Source organism: Lysinibacillus irui (assembly GCF_028877475.1).
Lineage (GTDB): Bacteria > Bacillota > Bacilli > Bacillales_A > Planococcaceae > Lysinibacillus > Lysinibacillus irui.
Genome location: NZ_CP113528.1, coordinates 214,228 through 231,373, shown reverse-complemented (window position 1 = coordinate 231,373; position 17,146 = coordinate 214,228). Strand labels below are relative to the sequence as shown.

At 34.0% G+C, this 17,146-nt stretch carries 17 protein-coding genes; 2 read left to right on the top strand and 15 right to left on the bottom strand.

What is annotated here, in order from left to right; all coding sequences use genetic code 11:
- Positions 1-84: 84 nt before the first annotated feature.
- The 4 genes from OU989_RS23575 to OU989_RS23560 all read right to left on the bottom strand — a co-directional run bounded on the left by OU989_RS23575 (position 85) and on the right by OU989_RS23560 (position 7,547).
- Complete coding sequence (locus OU989_RS23575) at positions 85-4,485, bottom strand: leucine-rich repeat protein (RefSeq protein WP_274797497.1); 4,401 nt, start codon at positions 4,483-4,485, stop codon at positions 85-87.
- 262 nt (positions 4,486-4,747) lie between these two features.
- On the bottom strand, positions 4,748-5,647 hold the full coding sequence (locus OU989_RS23570; protein WP_274797496.1) for a tyrosine-type recombinase/integrase: 900 nt from the start codon (positions 5,645-5,647) through the stop codon (positions 4,748-4,750).
- A gap of 409 nt (positions 5,648-6,056) precedes the next feature.
- Positions 6,057-6,335 (bottom strand): AbrB/MazE/SpoVT family DNA-binding domain-containing protein, encoded by a 279-nt coding sequence (locus OU989_RS23565; RefSeq protein WP_274797495.1) that lies wholly within the window; start codon positions 6,333-6,335, stop codon positions 6,057-6,059.
- Between the two features lie 84 nt (positions 6,336-6,419).
- Positions 6,420-7,547 (bottom strand): hypothetical protein, encoded by a 1,128-nt coding sequence (locus OU989_RS23560; RefSeq protein WP_274797494.1) that lies wholly within the window; start codon positions 7,545-7,547, stop codon positions 6,420-6,422.
- Positions 7,548-7,872: 325 nt separating this feature from the next.
- On the opposite strand from OU989_RS23560, the gene OU989_RS23555 reads away from it, so the two are divergent.
- Positions 7,873-8,211 carry a YolD-like family protein gene (locus OU989_RS23555; RefSeq protein ID WP_274797493.1) on the top strand — a complete coding sequence of 113 codons (339 nt, stop codon included), beginning with the start codon at positions 7,873-7,875 and terminating at the stop codon, positions 8,209-8,211.
- A 64-nt stretch (positions 8,212-8,275) separates the two neighbouring features.
- Here the strand turns inward: OU989_RS23555 and OU989_RS23550 are convergent, their stop codons facing one another.
- Together OU989_RS23550 and OU989_RS23545 are read right to left on the bottom strand one after the other, a co-directional pair.
- Positions 8,276-9,598, bottom strand: coding sequence for an ISL3 family transposase (locus tag OU989_RS23550; RefSeq protein ID WP_274797492.1), 1,323 nt, complete (start codon positions 9,596-9,598; stop codon positions 8,276-8,278).
- Positions 9,599-9,642: 44 nt separating this feature from the next.
- Positions 9,643-10,092: an AraC family transcriptional regulator gene (locus OU989_RS23545; protein ID WP_274797491.1), complete on the bottom strand. Its 450-nt coding sequence runs from the start codon at positions 10,090-10,092 to the stop codon at positions 9,643-9,645.
- A gap of 228 nt (positions 10,093-10,320) precedes the next feature.
- Between OU989_RS23545 and OU989_RS23540 the strand changes: the two genes are divergently transcribed.
- Positions 10,321-10,581: a YhjD family protein gene (locus OU989_RS23540; protein WP_274797620.1), complete on the top strand. Its 261-nt coding sequence runs from the start codon at positions 10,321-10,323 to the stop codon at positions 10,579-10,581.
- Positions 10,582-10,690: 109 nt separating this feature from the next.
- Here the strand turns inward: OU989_RS23540 and OU989_RS23535 are convergent.
- The 9 genes from OU989_RS23535 to OU989_RS23500 all read right to left on the bottom strand — a co-directional run bounded on the left by OU989_RS23535 (position 10,691) and on the right by OU989_RS23500 (position 17,146).
- Positions 10,691-12,264 (bottom strand): IS3 family transposase gene (locus tag OU989_RS23535; protein WP_274793282.1). Its coding sequence is split into 2 segments (ribosomal slippage): positions 10,691-11,622 and positions 11,622-12,264, totalling 1,575 coding nucleotides; the frame shifts between segments, so codons are not numbered across the junction.
- Between the two features lie 159 nt (positions 12,265-12,423).
- Positions 12,424-13,002 (bottom strand): hypothetical protein, encoded by a 579-nt coding sequence (locus OU989_RS23530; protein WP_274797490.1) that lies wholly within the window; start codon positions 13,000-13,002, stop codon positions 12,424-12,426.
- 16 nt (positions 13,003-13,018) lie between these two features.
- A complete protein-coding gene (locus OU989_RS23525; RefSeq protein ID WP_274797489.1) occupies positions 13,019-13,531 on the bottom strand; it encodes a hypothetical protein in 513 nt (170 codons plus the stop codon).
- A gap of 9 nt (positions 13,532-13,540) precedes the next feature.
- Entirely contained in the window at positions 13,541-13,873 is a 333-nt protein-coding gene (locus tag OU989_RS23520) for a hypothetical protein (RefSeq protein ID WP_274797488.1), read from the bottom strand.
- A gap of 434 nt (positions 13,874-14,307) precedes the next feature.
- Entirely contained in the window at positions 14,308-14,820 is a 513-nt protein-coding gene (locus OU989_RS23515; RefSeq protein WP_274797487.1) for a hypothetical protein, read from the bottom strand.
- A gap of 72 nt (positions 14,821-14,892) precedes the next feature.
- On the bottom strand, positions 14,893-15,510 hold the full coding sequence (locus OU989_RS23510) for a hypothetical protein (protein WP_274797486.1): 618 nt from the start codon (positions 15,508-15,510) through the stop codon (positions 14,893-14,895).
- Between the two features lie 4 nt (positions 15,511-15,514).
- On the bottom strand, positions 15,515-15,889 hold the full coding sequence (locus tag OU989_RS23780) for a transposase (protein ID WP_404809749.1): 375 nt from the start codon (positions 15,887-15,889) through the stop codon (positions 15,515-15,517).
- An 86-nt stretch (positions 15,890-15,975) separates the two neighbouring features.
- Positions 15,976-16,470: a hypothetical protein gene (locus OU989_RS23505; RefSeq protein WP_274797485.1), complete on the bottom strand. Its 495-nt coding sequence runs from the start codon at positions 16,468-16,470 to the stop codon at positions 15,976-15,978.
- Between the two features lie 7 nt (positions 16,471-16,477).
- A complete protein-coding gene (locus tag OU989_RS23500) occupies positions 16,478-17,146 on the bottom strand; it encodes a hypothetical protein (protein ID WP_274797484.1) in 669 nt (222 codons plus the stop codon).

Genomic DNA, 17,146 nt, shown 5'->3' with positions numbered 1-17,146 from the left:
CCAATACAAAAGAATCAAATATATTAATTAGTATAATTTAATTCACTTTTTTTATCAAACTGTTTTTCCCTTAATTGGTATTATTTAATACCAATTACTTAAGCGTAATGATCGCATTAAGATTTTTGCCATTTGAGCACGAGTTAAATTATCCATTGGATTGAATTTTGTATCTTGGCCACTTACTAAGACATCTTGGCTTGCTAGGTACTGAACTGCGTCTTTCGCATAATCACTTACTTTGTTCATATCTGCTAATGATATATTTTCAGTTGTCTCGGTATCAACATCCATGTAATTTAACATACGACCAATCATGGCAGCTGCTTCCTGGCGAGTTAATGTCTTACTTTCACCAAATGAACCATCTGGGAACCCAGTAATAATACCCGCTTCATATAATGCTTGGACTTCTTTCTTGTACACATTTACATCCTTGAAATGATATTTCTTGCTTTCTGGACTTAGCTCAAGTGCACGTGCGAGCATTGCACTGAATTCACCACGTTTTAAGTCCTTATTAGGGCTAAATGTGGAAGCGGTTGTTCCATTAACAATCAGGTAGTTATATAGATCCTCTACTTCATCAAAACTGAACAAGCCTTTAACATCTTTAAATGGAACGGCCACGCGGTCTGTAATTACCAGTCCATACGGATTTTTTGTAGTGATTTTAAGCTTATTGTCATCCGTATTATAGTGAGGAACTGTGGAGTAAACCCCTTTTCCTTCTTCACGAATAACTCGTTTTTTATCATAACTAGAAAGGCCGTTACTAATTGCGGAATCATATTGCTTTCCATCAATCGTCAGTTGAATGGAATCTTCATCTACTACAATATCTACAGTATCTTTGATGGAAGGATTACCTGGTTGAATATCTAAAACTAGGTCTCCATTTTCATTTTCTTCTAACTTACCGCCCGGTGTTGTTGAAGAATCTTTGTCCGCTTCATTATTTCCCTCACCAGTGTTACCATTGTCAGAACCGCCGTTGTGTCCTTCGCTTGTGCTGCCACCTTCAGAACCACCGTTGTTTCCTCCGCCTGTGTTCCCACCTTCAGAGCCACCGTCGTTTCCTCCGCCTGTGCTGCCACCTTCAGAGCCACCGTTGTTTCCTCCGCCTGTGCTGCCACCTTCAGAGCCACCGTTGTTTCCTCCGCCTGTGCTGCCACCTTCAGAGCCACCGTTGTTTCCTCCGCCTGTGCTGCCACCTTCAGAGCCATCGCTGTTTCCTCCGCCTGTGTTGCCACCTTCAGAACCGCCGTTGTCTCCTCCACCTGTGTTGCCACCTTCAGAACCGCCGTTGTTTCCTCCACCTGTATTATCATACGGTAAAACAGCTAACGAGAAGTTGACCGGAGATGGAATCGTTCCACTTGCTGTTTCTGCTTGAACTGAGATATTGTACATTCCTACTTGTTTTCCTTCGACCACCAGCTTGCCATTCACTAAGCGAATGTTTAAGTTTGCGTCATCATGGAGCGTAGTTGTTGTTACGCCTGCAGGTACTTCGAATACAAATGTATCAGTTGCATCGTTATTTGATACACTTAACGGCATCATATCAAGAGCAGCCATTAAGCCTTTACGATTCGTCGCATTGGTTACAAGTGTTGCCTCGTTGTCTACTTCCGAGTCTGGAGCGGTACCGTTTTCACTTGGTTCTTCTGTAGACGTTCCTTCACTACCTTCGGAAGTTGAAAGTTCAGTTTCAATTTCAATTTCTACCGGCTCTTCCTCAACAGGTGAAATCTCTTCCACTTTGACCTCTTCTGTCAGGCCCTCCCCATCTTTTGTTACGTCAACCTTGTATGTTACGCTTTCGCCATTAGCTGCATCCGCATACACATCATCTAGCTTCACCACATAGGCTTCAGCTCCCAATTTGATTGAACCATTCGCAATATAGTTAGGTGCTGTATTGGACGTTTCTAAGACATCAATCATGAATAAGAGTGCCGCTTTATTACCAATCTCATCTTGAATTTGGAGTTGCACATTACTAAAGCCAGCTTTTAAAGCTTCAAATGTTAAAGTTTTATTTTCGCTATCATAGACGGTTCCAACGGATTTTCCATCGGTTGTCTTAATAGTTGGAATTACTTTATCTAAATCAAATTCGTTGAGTAATCCATCCACAAAAATGACCTTCTTCGTGCCAATACCAACTAAAGGTGTGTTTTCAACCAACTTATAATTTAAAACAGGTGGCAATTTCCCTTCATCTACGGGAACCTTCGGTGGATCTGTGGGCTCAGTAGGCGGGTCAATTGGTGGTTTAACTTGTTCATCTACAACATTCACTGTAAAGGATAATTCTTCACTACGTCCTATACCATCTGTTGCGGATACAGTCACCCTATATTGGTCTTTATAAGCTGATGTAAACTTAAGTTCACCATCTGCTGTAACCCAAGCTTTTGAGGCCACATCATCTGATGTCTTGGCGCTAAAGGATAAATTATCCCCTTCAGGATCTGAAAAGTGTTCATTTAAGTCAATTTTTAAAATGTCGTTTTTAACTACTTCTTGGTTGTCTATTGTTTTCAACACTACAGGAGGATTATTTGACTTAATCTTGAAGGAGTAGGTTTTCGTTTGTTCAAATAAACCATTTATAGCTTTGACAACTAGGATGTTCTCACCACTATTTGTGATTTCACTAACACCATCGTAAGGTTTACCATTTAATGTGTACTCAACCAACTCAGCGTCTTTGATTGTGAAGGTAGGTGTCATGGAGCCCATATATGTTGTACCATTGACTATGTTTGAGCTTATACTCGGCATTTTCAATTCTTCATCTAATAGCGCGAAGCCTTTGCCCATAAATTGTTGTTGCGTGGTACTACCTTCATATCCATAAATATTACCATCAGTACCGAAATTGGCTATTTTGCTATTAGAAACGTATCCTTGATAATTTAGAAACTTATTTAAAACAATAATTTTATCTACCGTCTTAGTTGTTTCCGGTAAAAGAATATCTCTAAATGCATCTAACCCAATACTATTTAAACTTTTAGGTAGAATAATTGTTGATTTACTAAAATCATTTCCAGAAAACGCTCTATTCCCTATATGTTTTACAGCACCAAATGAAACATTCTTTATATTAGAATAATCAAAAGCTCTAGACTCTATATATTCAACAGAAGGTAAATCTAATGTTGAATTTCCAAATTTCGCATGACTAAAGGCACTATCCCCAATAGTTTTTAGTTTATTTCCTATTTGTAAATTACCTATTTGTGCATAAAGAAACGTATTCTTAGGAATATAATTAGCATTCTCTAAATTTAAATTGTCTATAGATGCATAGTCGAATAACCCCATACTATTTGGGTAGCGGAGTTTATAGTCTGTCATCCCATCTTCAGCTTGGAAAATCAAGTTGCCAATTTTAGCCCTGTAAAAAGCTTCTTCGCTACTGGTTAATGTTTTTGGTAATGTCAATTCTGAGATGATAGCACTTCCAAACGCTGCACTACTTCCAACCACTTCCACTCCTTCTCCCAAGATAAGTTTACCAATTTCTACACCACCAAAACCTTGTAACCCCTTAAAGCCTTCTTCAACTTCTAAAGTACCAAACTTACCAAATTTAAAAGTTGAATCTTTAAAACTTAGGTTTTTAGAAAGGAATAGCTTCTCAAAATGCACCTTGTTAAAAGCATTTACATCTATTTCAATTGCATTTGAATTTCCAGCTAAATTTAACCCTTTAAAAGGTTCTTTATTTACACTTGTAACTTCTTTAAAAGCAGAATCATGGATTTTCTTAATAGTAGAAGGTATCACAATATCAGGAATTGTAGCTCCATTTAGAAAACCAATAGGGATTTCTTTCATACCTTCGGGTAATTCTAATCTGTTTAAATGTACACCCTTAAACGCGTTGCTCTTAAACTGAATATCAGGTTTCTCAATTACTAACTCTTTTAATTGCGAGTTAGCAAAAGCACCGGAACCTACACTTGTAACTTTGTTAAAATCAAAATTAGTTAATCCACTTAACTCAAATGCATAATCACCAATTGCAACATTTTCTGAACTTATCACTAAAGAATTTAAATTACTTGTACCTTTGAATGCTGAGCTTGGTATAGCTGTAATGCCTTTGCCTAAAACAACCGAAGTTACTTTTGAGTTTTCAAAAATAGATCCCCCCATACTTACAACACTATCCGGCACTACAACTTGGCTTATATTTTCATTATCTTTAAATAAATTTGCATACAATGACTTAACTGGAAAACCATCTATTTCTTCAGGAATCACAACAGTTGAATCAGTACCAGTATATTTAGTAATCACTACTTGTCCTTGTACAATGGAATAAGTAAAGTTCTCTTTAGCTGTACTTTCTGCTGCCTTCACCGTATCAATTCCTACAACCATAGATGGTACAATGCCGCTAGTCGCAACCGCAAAAGCTAAACCTACATTAGTTATTATTTTTTTATTGTTCTTTTTTGACATTTAAAACACCTTTCTTGGTCGATTATTTAGTAATTTTATTGATTTTTACGTTGTTAGCTATTCATCCTCCTCAAGAAACAAAAAAAAGTACCAAATAAACGCACAAAAAGTGCATTTATTCGGTACTTCCGAATTTTGTAAGTTATGTTATAGTTATTAATATATTTGTTTCAAAAACCAATACTATGGAATCAAATATACAATTAGTATATAAGATATAATTATTCTATTCAAGAAAATTATTTAAATGTTGAAAATTAATTTAGATATAATCATCTAAATCAGCTGAATCTAATTTGATGTAATGTTCCGATATCGTTTGGACTGATTTATGGCCACTTTGTCTTGCTATGGTAGCTAGATCAGCTTTATTTCGGTGCATACTGGTAATTTGTGTTTTTCTAAGAGTATAAGGCGCCACATTTATCCACTTCTTTATGTTTTGTCGATATGTATTAGGGTTAATTTGAACTGAATTATAATTTCCCCACTTATCAACTTTCCCAACAAAAAAGTCTTCAGGAGTCAATTTAAAACTTGATATATATTTCTGAACAGCAAATAATGCTGCCATAGTTAACCGCTTCCGATGTAATGTTTTTTGCTTAACTAATTTAACCGCTACTTCTCTCCTGGAGAAATCAAAATCCTTTATACGAAGCCGTACCATCTCTGAAGGTCTGTTTGCAGTAATTAAATTAACTAGACAAATTGCATAAATACGAATGTCTTCAGGGTTTTCAGTATCATATTTATCTATAAGGGATAAGGCCTCTTCTTTTTGCATGGCAAATGTAACAGGATTGATTCCTTTTCTCTCCAAGTAAGGTTCAAAATTATATAGGTCACGCATAGCTTTAATGGAGTCGCTGAATTCTTCAGGTTCAATCTGAGCGTGTAACTCACTTAAATAGAAGCGGAGTGCAGCTACTTTTCTATTCATGGTATTAAGTCTAATACCTTTAATTTCAACTTCATTTAATAAGTATTTCTCGGCCCCGTGGAAATCAATAGAATAGTGGTTTGTTGAACACCACTTCTTAAATAAATTGAACTCGCCTTCATAATCTTTCTTCTTTTTTTCTTTAGTAAGCCCTTTTATTTCTTTAATTCTTTTCTCGTCTTGAAAGTGATTTAATCTTATAACTGTTTCTTCATTCATCGGGGGCACCCCATTATTATTGTAAATAGGTAATATAATTTCATCTAACTCTTTGATTCTTTATTAATTTGACTACCCAAATCGATAACATTGCTGCTACACCCGTTACAAGGCCCAATATTACTTTCAATACAATAACATCCCTAATATGAGCTATAACCAATGAAAAAATAACACAGATCGCTAAGAATGTAATCAAATTTAAGATAGTAAATTTCATATTTTCTCCTCTTGTTTATCAAATTAACTTCTTGATAGTTGCCACTCTGTTTCTTTTCCTTTAAAGGTCTTTATGGTCTTTAGAAATACACTAAGAACCTCCTATTAATATCATTTTTTACTATTCTATTTAACCATACTCTATTGCTGCTAACCATTAGCGCTCGAATTGTTTTATAAAATAGTTACCTTATTTTCTTGCCAATTTTTCAATCTCAGCTATTAATATTTTTGCCCCTTCTTCACTTACCACTAATTTCCCTCCTTGTAATAAAAAATTTTCATCGGAAATATCGCCTGTTACAAAGCATTCCATATTCGCTTCGTATTTTTTTAAAATGATTTTATCATCATCAGTAAAAACCTCTAGTGCATCCCCTATATTAATAGCAAAGGTTCTTCTCAACTCCTTTGGAATAACTACTCGTCCTAAATCATCTAATTTTCTTACTATACCTGTTGATTTCATTAGAGCCCTCCTAACTAAAAATTTATTTTTGTTATCGATTATATATTCTATTAGATATATTTCTCTTTTAACTAGAGTTTCTTCCTATTTATATATGTTATTTTCAACAAAGTATCCTTGAAGTAAGATCTTCGTTAAATCCCATTCATCCATATCTTTTAATAAAGGATGCAAGTCATTCTTATGCTCAACAATATATTTTTCATCATAGTTTAGTTTTAGTTCATCAATTACCTGCGATATTTTACTTGTTATTATAGGACTGTTTTTCAGCGGATGACCTTTTCTCTTTCTTGCTAAGTTTAAGTTACCTTCAAATTCATTTGCTCCATCAGATAATATATACTTCATGTGGCCTTTTTCTGTTATTATACAAAAAACAAAAAATAATTTATCAATTTCAATTCCACTTAAGTTTTGTTCTTCAATTATAGTTTGCATCATTTTCTCTTTATCAATATCTTTTGAATGTGAACATATAGGACATTTTTTATGTGTTGTACCTAATTTAACTTCTAATTTAATTGCACAGTTTATACATTCATATATCTTTTTGTCATTGTCCTTTCGAATAACTCTCCAATTACCAGTAATATCCCCAGAAAATTGAAGAGGTTGGATCCAACCTATAAGAGATACTACCTTTTTCTGAGAATTTACTCTTGAACATCCACAGGAGGTAGATAACATTTTCCTTAAACTACTATCTACAACTTCACGTTCTGTTCCACAATCACATCTACAAAGGTAATACCTATCACCAGATTTTTTTGCGCCCTTACTCCCTGGTCCAACAATAGACCAGTTTCCATATCTACAACCCTTCTTAAATCCCTCAGAACCCAGATTACACGAACAAATATTTTTCATAAGTTTATACAATTGGGAATGGAAACCTTCTATCTCAGCACCACAGTTCTTACATTCGCAATAATAGTACATATCATTTTTATTACTATTAAATATAGAATTAACTATTTCCCAACTTCCAAATTTTGTGCCAACATTAAACTCTTTACGTCGTTTCTGTCTTCTACATCCACAAGAGGTTGATAATTTATTAATTAGTGATTCCGCTCTCACATCTTTCTCATTACCACAAGTACAACGACATCTATAATACTTAAATTCGTCAGGAAGTGGATTATCTTCAGATTCCCCCAAAACTTTCCAGTATCCGAATATCTGATTTTTCTTAATTAGATCATTCATATAGCAACTCTCCAATTGTAATGTTTAAATATTGTTTATTTTGATTATTTTATATTAATAAGTAATATTTACTATTCCAATTATACCATCAATATCAACCACTGAAAAGGAACGTTTTTAGTGGTTGATTAATATGTTTTCATATTTTTTCGAGTATTATTTTTCTTTGTGTAATTCCGAAAAGTAAAAATAAGATGGTTGATTTTCAATTATTCGATTTTTCTGAATTGTGAAACAGGGGAAAAATTCCACTTGCTATACAGAACATTCGTACGTAAAATTATATCAAACAGACGTTCGTTCATTGTGGCATAGGAGTGATTAGATGATTAAAGACAGAGGCAATATTAAATGGGGTTCAATGATGTTACCTGAACATTTAAAGTTTCTTAGGGAATGGAAGCAGGAGGAATGTGCAACACAGAGAGAACTTTCCGAGTGGGAACTAGAAGAATTACAACAAACAATTGATCTAGCTTTTAATCAGCGAAAACAGGTTAAATTAAACGTTTGGACTGAAGGTAAAATCATCCAATGGGTAGGAATTATTAATTCAATAAATAATAATACAAACGAACTTATTCTTGAGGGTCTACTAAAAACAAAAATCATACCATTAAAAGACATTTATTCAGCGCAATTGGATAATGAGTTTTATGATTAAACCCGATGAGAGGCAACTGCTTCATAAATATTTAGGGTATTCGGATTTTATGGTGGAAAAGGGCTTATAAATCACCCTTCTCCAAATTCTTAATAAGTGTGGAAAAATCGACACCAAAGTTGTCTGTAATGTCGTGATCAGTCACTTCAAACCAATTGAAAGTATCGTATAACATAGCTTTGTTAAAAGCACTTGAATTAAATCGTGGTTTACGTTTCTTATGGAGCTTCTCATTGAACAGGATTTTGGCTCGTAAGGCATCAAAAGAGTAACCTCTACCCATTCGCTCTACCTGCCTAATAATGCTATTAATTGACTCCGTATAAGCGTTAGTGAGCCTTTTATCAAAGTAGTTAAATATTTCTTCTTGCCAGTTGTCTACGGCTCTCACAAGGTCTTTATAAGCGTCTTTATAGTTACTGGACATACAACGGTGTCTCCATTGACTATAACGAAGTAGACCTTCATCTGGATCAGGAGTATCCCAAATCCAGTAAAACTCTTCTTTGAGTTCATAGGCTTCTTTCAAAGCAGGAAGATTACCTAACCAAGTCTCTAAGAGGAATAATTCACGTTCATTTAGATCGTGTTTACGCTTTAGAAGGATAAACCTTTCACGCATAAGGGTACGTCTTTCTTTTTGGCTCATTTGGGCTTTCAAAGACTTTCTGACGTTATCTAAGGTTTGATTAGCCATTCTAACTACATGGAACTTATCTACGACAACTTTAGCGTGTGGAAGGACAGTGTTCACTGCGTCTTTGTAAGGCTTCCACATATCCATTGTGACGTACTCAATATAAGTCCTGTCACTGATTTCTGAAAGACGTTGGATGACTGTTTCCTTGTTACGATTAGGCTTTATGTCATAGATAGTTCTGCGTTCAACATTAGTTAATACAAGCCGAGGTTTACGAATAATATGTATCTCGTCTATCCCAAGCCATTTAGGAGTCTCAAACTGGTATTCACGTTCTTTGAGTGCCACATAATCCTTAAAGACGTTCCTAACAGTTTTCTCGTCAACACCAACGCTTTCTGCGACTTCTACAAAGGTCTTAGACATGGATTGCTCTTGAATGGACTTTAAAAGCCTTTTGGTCATACTACGCTTTTCATCAACGGATATTAGGCGTTCCCAGAAGGTAGATCCGCATTCACGACACTTGTATCGTCTGCGGTTCAATTGTAAGCCCACTCGCTTTAAACGAATGGGCAAATCCATAATTAGTTGCTTTCTTGAACTGTGTTTGTATAACTTGTCAAAACCACATTCAGGACAACGTTCAGGTGGCTCGACTGCTTCAACTTTAAACATCATATCGGTGTCATTTTCTTGTGGTGGTTCAATTGCAGTTAGATCTGAAATACATAGTAGGTCTGTCATGTTGTTCATCCTTTAAACAGAAGGTAGGAAATGTCCCTGCTTCGTTACTGTATAGGAACTAATATTTCACACAAATGATTATCAATCATTTGTGAAGTATATCTTTCTATAATTGGTTGTTCTCTTATTGATAGATTATTTCTTTCTATCTCAGAAAAAATATTGACCCAAAATTCACTGACTGCCTCTTTTGTATGGTCAAGCAAGAAAACAGCGTATTTCCCACCAGAAAATTCACCAACATGAGCTGGTTTTTCCACATTAAAATCTTTATTTATAACAACGCAAACATCATAACGACATTCCTCTTTAGGAGTACTCTCTGGGTTATCTTGCGGTATGCCTAAAATTGTAGAATTATCAAATACACCATTCGATTTTGCCCACTTTTTAAAATTCTCCATTAATTCTTTGTTTTGCTTTTCACCATACTCCCCAACATTTCGGAAATAAGCAATCCTTGATTCAGGTAATTCTTCAATAGTTATTTTCATATTTTAATCCTCCTTTCTTAGATAAGGTAATTCGATTTAAAATGTTTTTCAAGTTCTTTTTTAAAAGATTCTGATTATAGTATAGTTTAATTAATCCATTATTCCACTATATAATCCGATTTTTGATGTGATTTTTATCAAGCATTTAAAATAGTAATTCCACTATATAATCCGAAGACCCAATATTTATTGTTAGATTTAGCAGTGAAATCTTTGCAGATTGATTATATGAAAATAGAACAATTTAAGATGAAAAAGGTTTTTCAGCCATTGATGGATACTTTGTTAAAGGATCTAAGACAAGATTTATTTAACCATAAACGGCAACTTGCTCAACTTCGTATACGAGTAGTAGGTTGGCATCCCGTGGATGAATACTTTAGTGATGTTCAAATCGCAACTGCTGGCAATGATGTAATACTTCGTTATGCTAATCAAGCTTTAAAAACACAAGTAGAAAAATTACTGATAAATGAGTTAGATAAATAACTTAGTTCTGAAAGAAATTATACTATTCTTATTCAATTTAAAAAAGTTAGGCCAGCCTACAAATGAACTGCACCCCGTCAAGTAGACAGTGGAAATAATAAAAAATGTATTAAGCGGCTTGAGTCCTGAATTCTAACGGACTCAAGCCGTTTAATCGTTTCTGATAACGATAGTAATTATAAAAATGAATATACTCATCAATCGCTAGTTTTAACTCTTCATATGAATCGTACTTATGTAAATAATACTTCTCACACTTCAATGTGCCCCAAAATGATTCAATTGGTCCGTTATCAATACATCGACCAACACGGGACATACTCTGTGTCATATTGGCTGTATCCACAATTCGCTTAAATTCCTTCGATGTATATTGAAAACCTCGATCACTATGTATTAATGGCTGTTCGCCTGATTGTAATGATTGAATAGCTGATTTGATTGTTTTGAAAACAAGGGAATTATTATTCGAATGACCTAACACATAACTCACAATTGAACCATCATATAAATCGATAATTGCACTTAAATAAGCTTTTTTCCCGTTTCCATACTTAAACTCTGTGACATCTGTACACCATTTTTCATTGGGCTTTTTCGATGTAAATGCTCTATTTAATACGTTCTCCGCCACATGATGTGCTGGGGATTTACGATAAGGCTTGCGCTTTCTACGAATAACAGACTTCAATCCACTAATCTGCATTAAACGATAAATACGCTTTTCGTTAACCATCGTTTGATTATTTTCTTTTCGCTGACGATTGATTGTCAACGTTGTACGACGATAGCCGTAAATACCATCTACTTGTTGGTAAAGGAGATGAATGTCCTTTAAAATGGCTTCATTTTCAACTTCTCTGTTAGAAGGCTTGCGACTTAACCACTTATAGTAAGCTGCACGCGAAACATCAGCTATTTCACATAGTAAAAGAATCGAAAGTTCTTCCTCTCGATGTAAATCTTGAATCGCTAAATAGCGTTGCTGTAGACGTATTTGGCTTAACGATGCCTCCTTTCGATTTCCTCTAACTTTTTTAAAAATAAATTTTCTGCACGTAAACGTTCATTTTCACGTTCAATACGTTGAATCTCTAATTTCAATTTCTCCTCAACGGTTAATTCGACTTCATCTTTTGTGCGACCACGACGATCACGTAATCCCTCTTCACCATTCGTTTCAAATTTCTTCGTCCATTGATATACCTGTTGATACGAAACACCATAGGTATGCGCTGCCAACTGATAATTTTTCTGGTGCTTCAAACAGTACTCGACAATCTCAATACGTTCTTCAAAAGTTGTCTTTCTTCCTTCGGTCATAGCTTGACTCATTCCTTTACCTGAATCTTTTATTTCACTATGACTAGTATACTTTTTTACCCAGCTTTTTAAAACGGAGGTACTGCTAATCTCGTATTTCGCCAACACCTCCATCTGTGAATAATTTCGTTGAATGTAGTCCTCCACAGCCGCTAATTTTAACTCTTTTGAATAGAACTTACATGAAGTAGCTTCTTGTAATCCTTCACGTCCACCTGCCTCAAATTTCATTTTCCATCTATGAAAAGTTTGATGATCTATTGAAAACCTTTCACACAATTCATTGATAGAATAGTGACCTTCTTCGAACAATTGAAGGATATATAGTTTCAACTCGAGTGAATGTTTGCTTCGCCCCATAAAAAATACTCCCCTTAGATAAACAGATTTTATTTTTTCATCTGTCTACCTAATAGGGAGCATATCAAAACTAAACTGGTCTAACTTTTATTTCCTATTTTTTATAATTTCTTTGTATTTCTGATCAGCTGCTTCCTTAATATACTCTTCTTCTGTGAATTAGTCACATCCCCCACCGCCAGTATCTCCAGAAAAACTGCTATCATTAGATGATGAAAAACTACTTCCAAAGCTAGAATTCCCAGTATCAAAAACAGAGCTTTCATCACATCGATTGTTATTATCCATACTCACTGTTGAAGTAAATAGATGACTAGTTGTTGGACTCCATATATCAGTACTTCCGCCTTTTACTCTATCATTCTCTCTCTTATTAAATGCAATAGCAGCACTTCTTAGAGAACTTTGAGAACCTGGGCTTTGAGTGCTTTTGATATTTTTACTCTCATTATCCATTTTACTAAATTCATCTACAGCACTCTTCATAACATTAGTTGATTGTTGATTCGTTATTTCCTCACTACTTTTACTACTATTCATTGAACTAACAATTTTACTAAAAGAGCTATCTTCAACATTTAAATCCTCATTATCTAACGCCTTCAAAATTGAAGCCTCTTCTGAATAATCTTCAAATTGGCGTAATTTATGTCCCCGATATGCTTTATAACCATGAAAAGCACTTAGAATTGTAATTAATCCTAAAACACTTACTCCAATTATTGTAACAATATTCATCTAATCACCCGCTTTTCTAGACTATCTCATTTTCATTAAAGTTAATTTCTAAAGGATTGCTAGAACTTTTTTTGAAGGGGAGATACTCTTGATTTATAGTACAAATTCGGTTACATAAAACAACTAAGTCATCATATGCATAACCGCTTCCATCAATAAATAATAATGAATTCATAGATTCATCTAAGAATTCAATACTTTTGTAATATGAGTGGCTTTTTTGTTCATCTACAACATCCTGATCGATAAATGCAATATCACTAAAGTTCAGTTCAATTTCCTTATACTTTGATTTATAAATTAAACGATCAAAGTAAACATCAATAGTATCTTTATAAGGCATTGGAACAAATTTCAGTAAAAAGAATGTTAAAAATATAATTACTGTAGAAACTAAATAACCTAGTTTTAATAGGGATAAAATGTAAATCTCTATTAAAAATATAGATGCCTTCCCCAGTAATAAACTTCTAAACAACCAGATTTTATTGCGACAAGGAATAGTAAAATACACTTTAGCTTTTTTCATGATCAGTTCCTAGTGAATAGTCCTAACGAGTGATTGTAATTCACTCATAACGTTTAGACTTGTATGCAAATTAGGATTAAAAACTATTTTTCCAGCTGTTTCGCCTTTAGGTTGGAAATCCATTAACCCGATAATCATAAACTTTCTAGTGGATTTGCTTTTACTCTCTTCATATCTTAATTGCTCCTCGAAATCTTTATTTACCGGCCTTACAAGTTTTTCAATTAATTGATTGGATTGTTGTAGATTTTTATCCGCAATTTGTTGCATCATAGGTAATTTACCGACAGTCTTTTTTGGAATTAGTTGAACACCAACCACTTTAAAAGCTCTTTTCTCCAATTAGTTATCCTCCTTAGAATAAAAAAAAAGAACCTCAAACGTTTAGTTTCCTAGACGTTAAAGGTTCTTCCTTTATATCGTTCGTTATCTTTAGTTAATGTAATTATATTACTTATATCATATATTGTCTATAGTCAATTATTTAATTACTTTAGAAAATTTACACTTTATCATTAGATGATTTAGTCACAACAATTTACAAACCATTGTTCAACAAAAAAGGGAAGTCTATTGAATGAATTAATGTTTGAAGATAAATTAGTATTCTTATTAGAAATAGATAAGACAATCTTATTTTTATGCCTAAGTTCAAAATCACCATTAGTTGTGATTAGTGTCCAATCTTCACATTGCTTTGCTACCGTGGGGACACATTCAGAAAATTCATATGCTTTTACAATTAACATAGTTCGATATTCATTATTGTCCATGGCTTATCTTCCATAAACAAGGTATGGTTTTCTTAATTCTTCTTTACCTTGTATACCTCTCTCATTATCTAGCACAAGTAACTTGATTCCAAGACCTTCACATACTTTACCCGCTAAGTTAACGCCTATATCATAGATAAGCTCCCTTTGACCTTGAAAAGTAAACTCCTTTTTCACTCCAAATAAATGATGGCTCACAAGTTCAAGACCAGGGTATGCTGGTACTGCTCGTTCAACCCCTCTCTTTGTAAAGACAAAAAGAGGGATACCATTCTTATCTTTTGGTAACCTTGATAAATCTTCTAGTGGCTCTGAAGAAAAAGTCGGCTGCTCTACGTAGTTATAATAACTGTATTGTACGTTAATATTTCTAACAAATAGACCCTCTGATTTACAGGCCATTGCATCTGTTGAATTTTGAGGATATGTTTCTTTATTAGAGCTCATGCATTTAGATTGATTAGAATCAAAATAATTACATAATGAACATGTATATATAATTTGGCGAATATTCAACACCTTCTTCTTAGATTAATAAAATAAGACCATTCAGATTACATATTTGTAGTTAGTTCAAACACAATCTATTTATATCTCCGTTCGATTCTTTACTAGCTGCTGAGGTACATGTTCCTTGCAATAAGCAAACTTAATCCCGTTTATGCTCAATAGTAGTTCCTCATTTTGAGATAAAGGTTTCTTGCATTTTATACAACTTCTACCCTCTGATGGCATTACACTGTGTACATTAGGATCAAAACCTTCAATTACTATGCTTTCAGTAAACGGAGGTACATCATTCGATTGCATTATTCCAGGATTTGACGACCAATCTCTGTATTGCGCTAAATCATACCATCCCATTTTAAACTTATCACAAGCATCTCTAAAAGCTTCTGACTCAGCAGTCATAAGAGCATTTTTAATCGATGTAGTTTCATTTTTTGTAATTTTAGCTATCCCTATTCCCTGCCTTATTGCATCTACAAGTGTTATTTCACCTTTAACAACTACGAAATATTTTTCAAAATTAAATACAGGGTCACCAATTATTCTCCAATGCCATTGTGATTCAGCAACTTCTTCTAAACGAGACATATAAACTTGGACAGGAATATGACCTCGTTTTCCGTCGTTACTTACTTTAACTGTCCCAGGAGGAAAGGGCATTCTTAATTGTTCTGCAATCTCTGCGTAGGTTTTCATATTTCTAACCCCTCCTTTTTAAAGTTTGTAGAAGTTCAATGATAATTGTATTAGAAATTGGAGATGTACTAATAATTACGTCTCTAGACCAGAGTGAATTTAGATGAGGCATCTTTTCAAGCATCGCTTGATAGCACCTTCTTTTTAAATAAGAGACAATTTGATTAGGGCTTTTAGAAGGATCACCTATGCACTTTAAACTTATATAACACCTTCCAATTTCCTCAATCTCAACTTTCATGATCCCGTTCTCTTGGATATTTCGCAATGACTGTTTTACTAGTTCAGCAGCTTCACGATCCTCAAATATATTCCTTTTATATCTCGTTACAAATACCATGTAATAAATCAGTTGATTGGGTTCATATATTAAGTTCATGAAATAATTGTAGCAGAAATATACATTTACTGCTACAATTATTTCAAAAATAAGGTTATTCCCCATATTTAGGGAATAACCTTATTTTAAGAAGTCAGTACTTTAATTATTGATGGGCCAACCTTCATTAAACACCAGAGAAGCGGAACGCCTAAGAATATCCCATAACCTATACGCTTTCTACCTGGTATACTGCTGGCATGATGTAAAACTGCTACTCCAATTATGAAAACTGCTACTAATAAAGGTTGTGTAACTCGAACAATACCTTCATATAGTTTTGTTCCAGCAATTTCAAGCGATGGAACAAAAAGCATCAAACCAAGTTCTGCATCTGGTGTAGCAGGTTGTTTAAATACATAATACAGGAGTAGAACCGGTCCATGGATTACAGCTAACAATCCGATTGGCATAAATACAGTTAATACATAGGCTAGTCTACGTTTATGAGGATTCTTAAAAGCATATATGAACATAAAGATTCCAAATAAAAATCCGACACCGCATATAAATATAAAAATTAATTGGATGTAGTAAACTCCTATTAGTAAAGGCTCTGTTGCATCAATGCGATCTAGCATAATTCACCTACTTGTCTTCAATCAATTCTATAATATCCCATACTGAAGAGTGGATATAAGGTAAATCATTTTCTTTTTCATTGTCTGAATGATTATGTGACTGTTCTATCTTTTTAACAATTAAATTTATGCGTACTGGTTTTTTTAAGTCTTTATAGTAAATATCAAGGACCACTCGAACTGCTTTTGATTCCATTACCCACAAACTTCTAATTACTTCAATTTTTTCGATTTGTCCATTTCTTGAGATTCTATTCATCGACTCATCTATTTTTCTAAATTTCTCTTGTAAATTCAATTCTGGAAAATCCTTGTTTAACAATTCAGGATTTAGCGTTGAAATGAATAAGTCTGCATTGTTGGTGTTTGCAGTAAAGAAGAAATAATTAATAACACTTTCTATTTTGCTTCCATCTATAGTGGGAACTGTATTTTCAATTTCCTTGACTCCATCCAGTGTCTTTGATTTTTTTTCAAACTCTTCAGTTTGTAATTCAAAGTCTTTCCAAATGGTTTTATTTCCAATTTCACCTTTCGTTATTTCAGGTGTAAAGTAGGCCTTGTAAATAACAAAACCTACTAATAAAACAAGTAAAACTGAAAGTACTTTAAACCATGTCTTCTTAATAATATTCTCTCTTATTGCTAACCAAATTGCCTCTTTTATTTCCCGCAT

Coding starts and splice junctions, on each gene's coding strand:
- OU989_RS23570 (WP_274797496.1), bottom strand. CDS start 5,647: ATGAATGAAGAAACAGTTATAAGATTAAATCACTTTCAAGACGAGAAA.
- OU989_RS23530 (WP_274797490.1), bottom strand. CDS start 13,002: ATGAATATTGTTACAATAATTGGAGTAAGTGTTTTAGGATTAATTACA.
- OU989_RS23555 (WP_274797493.1), top strand. CDS start 7,873: ATGATTAAAGACAGAGGCAATATTAAATGGGGTTCAATGATGTTACCT.
- OU989_RS23525 (WP_274797489.1), bottom strand. CDS start 13,531: ATGAAAAAAGCTAAAGTGTATTTTACTATTCCTTGTCGCAATAAAATC.
- OU989_RS23550 (WP_274797492.1), bottom strand. CDS start 9,598: ATGACAGACCTACTATGTATTTCAGATCTAACTGCAATTGAACCACCA.
- OU989_RS23500 (WP_274797484.1), bottom strand. CDS start 17,146: ATGCGGGAAATAAAAGAGGCAATTTGGTTAGCAATAAGAGAGAATATT.
- OU989_RS23505 (WP_274797485.1), bottom strand. CDS start 16,470: ATGCTAGATCGCATTGATGCAACAGAGCCTTTACTAATAGGAGTTTAC.
- OU989_RS23540 (WP_274797620.1), top strand. CDS start 10,321: ATGAAAATAGAACAATTTAAGATGAAAAAGGTTTTTCAGCCATTGATG.
- OU989_RS23560 (WP_274797494.1), bottom strand. CDS start 7,547: ATGAATGATCTAATTAAGAAAAATCAGATATTCGGATACTGGAAAGTT.
- OU989_RS23575 (WP_274797497.1), bottom strand. CDS start 4,485: ATGTCAAAAAAGAACAATAAAAAAATAATAACTAATGTAGGTTTAGCT.
- OU989_RS23510 (WP_274797486.1), bottom strand. CDS start 15,510: ATGAAAACCTACGCAGAGATTGCAGAACAATTAAGAATGCCCTTTCCT.
- OU989_RS23780 (WP_404809749.1), bottom strand. CDS start 15,889: ATGAACTTAATATATGAACCCAATCAACTGATTTATTACATGGTATTT.
- OU989_RS23545 (WP_274797491.1), bottom strand. CDS start 10,092: ATGAAAATAACTATTGAAGAATTACCTGAATCAAGGATTGCTTATTTC.
- OU989_RS23565 (WP_274797495.1), bottom strand. CDS start 6,335: ATGAAATCAACAGGTATAGTAAGAAAATTAGATGATTTAGGACGAGTA.